We start from the raw sequence: 4713 nt of genomic DNA on the forward strand, positions 1-4713 counted from the left end.
AATGTATTAACAGGAAGAAGAGAGGTTATTAGACAGTTTGACGTTCCGCCGCTTGCAGACAGTGGCGTCATTCTAACACGGAACATTCAAATATATAAAAAATTTCCCTTAGCCGGGAACTTTCCAAAACAAACCCAAACTAGCCATTGCTGCAAACGGCTGTTATAGGAAGCCCTTACTAATTGCGTCAACACTTTCCTCAAACAGCGTTCAACAGTATCCTTTCTGCGGTTTAATATTTCTCTGTGTTGAATCAAAAATTCTTTTTCAATTACAGACTTTTAAACTCTTTACAAATTCCTTCCTAATCAATTCCAGTATCATTATTCTTTTTAATGACTTCTTTTATTTTGTAAAACAGACAAATACTCCAAAATATAATCATTAAGACTTGATAAATTCTAATATTTTTATAGCCGTTTTTTAAACCTTCAAATAAGAAGACTAAAATACCCATTGTATAACCACAAATTAAAAAGTAATCGAACTTTCTGTTTTCCATTTTATTTATATTTTTTTTGGTTGTTGTCGACCCGATTCGTGAAAAAGGGTTTCCTATAACGTTTCGTGGCTTGGCGTCAGTTGGGGATTTGGTTATCCAAATGTATAAATTAAAGACCGAACTTCCAAGTACAAAACCAACTTTAAAGTTTGCCTAAAACCCCAATTGCGCCAAACCGCTGTTGTGTGTAGTCCTTGTTTTTACTATAATTTTTCATTTAAACGGTTATATCAATAATTTCATTTTTTTTGTACAAGTTCGGTAAAAATTGCGACTTCATTCTGAATTGACTTCGCTTTTTAATCTTTGGTTTGGTTGAAATATTTTCCATTTTAATTCCTGGATCATAATAAATATTTCCCAAAGCCATTTGCGATAAGAAAAGTTGAAAATCTGTCCCTGTTCCTAAAATTATATTATTTCCATATTTATATTTTCTGTCAGTTTGTGTTTCAGAAAGTGATGGAACATAACAAGCCTGATTATGTTTTCTGTTCCAATGCAATAATAATGAAGCAAAACTCCAAGATGCAGTTTCAATGCCTTTAACATCAACTAATGCAATTCTTCCGTTTGTACTCCTAATTTTTCCGCTTTCTTCATCAAAACCAATAAGTTGCATTTCTAAATTAGTTGTAGGATGTTTAATTCCACTTTTATGAACTCCGCCAAAATTCATTCTGTCTTCTCGACCAGTTTTGTCTGCATAACCGTAGTTTCTTATAAATGTTTCAGCGCCTTCACTTTTATAAATTCCGTGAGTTGGTTCTGGCGTCATCAAAGTTATTACAGCCGAATTTATTCTTGCAAAATTGGCAACGCCAAATTGCTTGACTTCCCAACCTAAATAATCGGGTTCTGAATAACCATTTGGTGTAATTCCTAATTCTGCTTCTAAAGTGTAACCGCCACAATTCGATGCTTCGCAAGGTAAAATATTTCCTTTTCCGTCAAGTCGTTTTGAATTTATCCAACCTAATTGATGAATACGAAGTAATTCTTCAATTAATTTTTCTCTATTATTTACAAATTTAGGTAATTCGATAACCTTAAAAACTCCGTGTTCAGAAACTGTATTTAAACTATTGAATTCATTTGCAATTTCAGAGTCAGGTTCGGTTACAAAACCAAGAACAGTTCCGTTTTTAGCAACGCTAAAAAAGAAAAGTCTGTCTGCAAGTCTTTGTGTCATTAATTTTGATGGTGCATTTTCGCATTTTGCAAGAAAACCTGAAAATCTAACTTCTGGATATTTTGGATAAAGTATAAGTTGTGATTTTGGTGCTGGATAAATGTTTCCATCTTCTCCAATCCAAGCAAAATTTATTAACGCTTTAAAACGTTCTTTGTTCCAATCTCCTGCTTCTTCATTTATGATTTCAGAAATTGGCAGAATATTTAGTATTTCAAAACTTCCGCCGAAATAAACTTGATTTTTTGAATTGTCATTTGGTGATAATTTTTTGATGTATATTTTGTTACAACCATTATCAACAAACAGCGACTTCAGATTTTTTAAGTTCATTTATTCTTATTATTTCATTAACAATATTTACTCCAACCGCTTGAATTAAGGGCATTACAACCGAATTTCCAAATTGTTTATATGCTTGATTATCTGAAACAGGAATTAAAAATTTATCAGGAAATCCTTGAAGTCTTGCACATTCTCTTGGCGTTAAACGTCGTGGATTTTTTCCTTCTTGAGGAATTAAAATTTCTGCACCATCTTTGTAATATCTTGCACTCATTGTGCGAGAAATACCATCTAAATTTGTCATTCCAAAACCAAATCCGTTTCCTAGTGCTTTATGTTTTTTCGCATACTCCTGCAAATAATTCCAAAGTTTATCTGACAAAGTATATTTATCATCAACTATTGGCTCTAAAATTTCTCTAATTGCTCTTGATGGCTCAGGCAAATCAGGAAATTTAAATTCTTCTTTTCCTTCAAAAACGGAGTTTTTGAAACCAACTATAATTATTCTTTCTCTATGTTGCGGAACAAAATGTTTTCCATCTAAAACTTTGCAATGAATTGAATATCCAAGTTCGGTTAGGGTTTCTTTTATAACTTTAAACGTTTTCCCTTTATCGTGAGAAACAAGATTTTTGACATTTTCTAACATAAAAGCCGAAGGCTTTTTATGTTCAATAATTCTTGCAACGTCAAAAAATAATGTTCCTTGTGTTTCATCTAAAAATCCGTGGGCTCTGCCCAAGGAATTTTTCTTTGATACACCAGCAATTGAAAATGGCTGGCAAGGAAAACCTCCAAGTAAAATATCGTGGTCAGGAATTTGAGTCTCTGAAATTTGTGTTATGTCGCCAAATGGAACTTCTCCAAAATTCGCATCATAAGTTTTTTTGGAATAAATATCCCATTCACTTGTAAATACACATTTACCGCCAATGTTCTGATATGCAAGTCTAATTCCACCAATTCCAGCAAATAAATCTACAAATTTAAACGTTGGTTTTTTAGTAGGTGGAAACGGAATATCCCAATTTATTGGCAAATAATACTGAAATTCAGGTTCTTCAACAATATTTAATTTTTCGTGAATTTCAGATAAGTATGAAGTTGCAGTTGGTCTAAAATATTCAGAAACTCCATTTGTATGATTTTGAAAATAATGGGTTAGGTGAGCCAAGTCATTGTTAGATGTCTTGGTTATCTCCATTTTGAGTTTGTTTTTTATTTCTGAATACTTTTTAATCACAACTTTTTTCATTTTTTCAAAATTAACCTAAAGTTTTGCTTTTAGAAAACAAATTTCTAATATTTATGAAAAACATTTCAACAAGTTTTATTTTTAGAAAAATATAGTAATTTAAGTTTTTTCTTACGATTTCGGTTTTTTAGGATTACACACAACGGTTCGCTGCTATATTTCAGTAGCGTGAAACACAAAACAACGCTTTGGTTTATGACTGAAAACAACAAGTATAAACAATTATTGAATTTAACCCAATAACCGCTATTGAATATAGCAGTTGTTATAAGCTGGCAAAATATGAGATTAGCAAATTTTGAAAAAGACCAAGAGAAGGACAAAATTGAACAAGTAAAACAACAAGTTCAAGAAATACAAACCGTTTTTGATTACAAGATTATTCCTCAAAAAAATCATACTTTATTTGAGGTTAATTTAAATCTAAAAACTATTGAAATTGCAAAGTTTGACGAAATCCTCGCAATAAAATATACAGAAGCGATGAAAGGAAATATAGTTGCACAAAAGAAAGTTACTAAAAAAGAAAACTATGTTTACATTTCTGCACTTAATAAAAAAAACGTTTTTAAAATCCTTAAACGTGATTTTGGGATTGTTTGCTTATAACGGTTCCACGCTTCACGCAGTTGCGAACTTCGTGAGTAATTATTTTCTGTTAAAGATAAATATTATAGCGAAATATAAACGCGAAGTTAATATAAATTTCGCAATTGCTTGAAACGTGTGTTGGCGGTGCGGTTTTATTATTTATTACAACTTTCGGTTTCGTTTTTCCACCGTTTAAGTGAAAAACATTTTAAATTTAACAATATTATGGATAGATTAAAAAAATTTAGTTTAATATGGTTTTTAACAACTTTTGATTTTTTTATTTGCTTAATTGCCTATATTTTATTACTTTCTATGTTGCTTTTTTTTACAAATAGCATAGGCAATCAAAACCCAAATAATTCTAAAAAGTATAAACCCGTAAACACACAACATATAATTGTAAAAGCCTAAATTTATTTTATAATTAATTAAAATAGAGAAAGAAAGATATATTATTGAGTATAAAACACAACTTTTAAATATACCTTCAATATCCTGTTCATTGTTGTATAATTCATCGCCAACTGTAAAAATAATAAACGATAAAATTAAATTAGCACTAAACCAAGTAAGAGATAGTCCAAAACATAGTGAAGCTAAAAACCAAAAATCCATATCGCTCAAAGGAAAATTACCTATTTTTTGAATTAAATCAATTTTAAATAAATAAACAGAAATAAAAAATAATGGAATTTGAGAAAAAATTGTCAAAAAAGATGTTTTTGTGCTAATATGCAATTTCTCGAAATCATTAATTAAACTCATACTTTTTTTTACAAATATATTAAAATAATACTCATTTTTTGGTCAGTTCTGCGAAACTGACCGCCAACGTCAGTTCGTCTAAAAACTTCTAAACGAACTAAATTTTAGTAATTGAAT

5 protein-coding genes are annotated in these 4713 nt (G+C 30.3%); 1 reads left to right on the forward strand and 4 read right to left on the reverse strand.

The genetic code is table 11. From position 1 onward, the window contains the following. Window positions 1-304 precede the first annotated feature (304 nt). The 3 genes from AC9UEH_RS11370 to dcm form a co-directional block, all read right to left on the reverse strand. A complete protein-coding gene (locus tag AC9UEH_RS11370) occupies window positions 305-502 on the reverse strand; it encodes a hypothetical protein (protein ID WP_509531947.1) in 198 nt (65 codons plus the stop codon). Window positions 503-719: 217 nt separating this feature from the next. After that, window positions 720-2027 (reverse strand): MvaI/BcnI family restriction endonuclease, encoded by a 1308-nt coding sequence (locus AC9UEH_RS11375; RefSeq protein WP_509531950.1) that lies wholly within the window; start codon window positions 2025-2027, stop codon window positions 720-722. Next, window positions 1993-3237, reverse strand: coding sequence for a DNA (cytosine-5-)-methyltransferase (dcm, locus tag AC9UEH_RS11380; RefSeq protein ID WP_509531953.1), 1245 nt, complete (start codon window positions 3235-3237; stop codon window positions 1993-1995). Before dcm ends, AC9UEH_RS11375 begins: the two co-directional genes overlap by 35 nt. A gap of 249 nt (window positions 3238-3486) precedes the next feature. On the opposite strand from dcm, the gene AC9UEH_RS11385 reads away from it, so the two are divergent. Continuing rightward, window positions 3487-3846, forward strand: coding sequence for a hypothetical protein (locus AC9UEH_RS11385; RefSeq protein WP_509531955.1), 360 nt, complete (start codon window positions 3487-3489; stop codon window positions 3844-3846). Window positions 3847-4134: 288 nt separating this feature from the next. Here AC9UEH_RS11385 and AC9UEH_RS11390 read toward each other — a convergent pair whose 3' ends face one another. Beyond that, window positions 4135-4542 carry a hypothetical protein gene (locus AC9UEH_RS11390; RefSeq protein WP_509531958.1) on the reverse strand — a complete coding sequence of 136 codons (408 nt, stop codon included), beginning with the start codon at window positions 4540-4542 and terminating at the stop codon, window positions 4135-4137. Window positions 4543-4713 lie beyond the last annotated feature (171 nt).

Origin of the sequence: Flavobacterium sp., from assembly GCF_040402835.1 — a bacterium.
In the GTDB taxonomy this organism is placed as follows: Bacteria; Bacteroidota; Bacteroidia; order Flavobacteriales; family Flavobacteriaceae; genus Flavobacterium.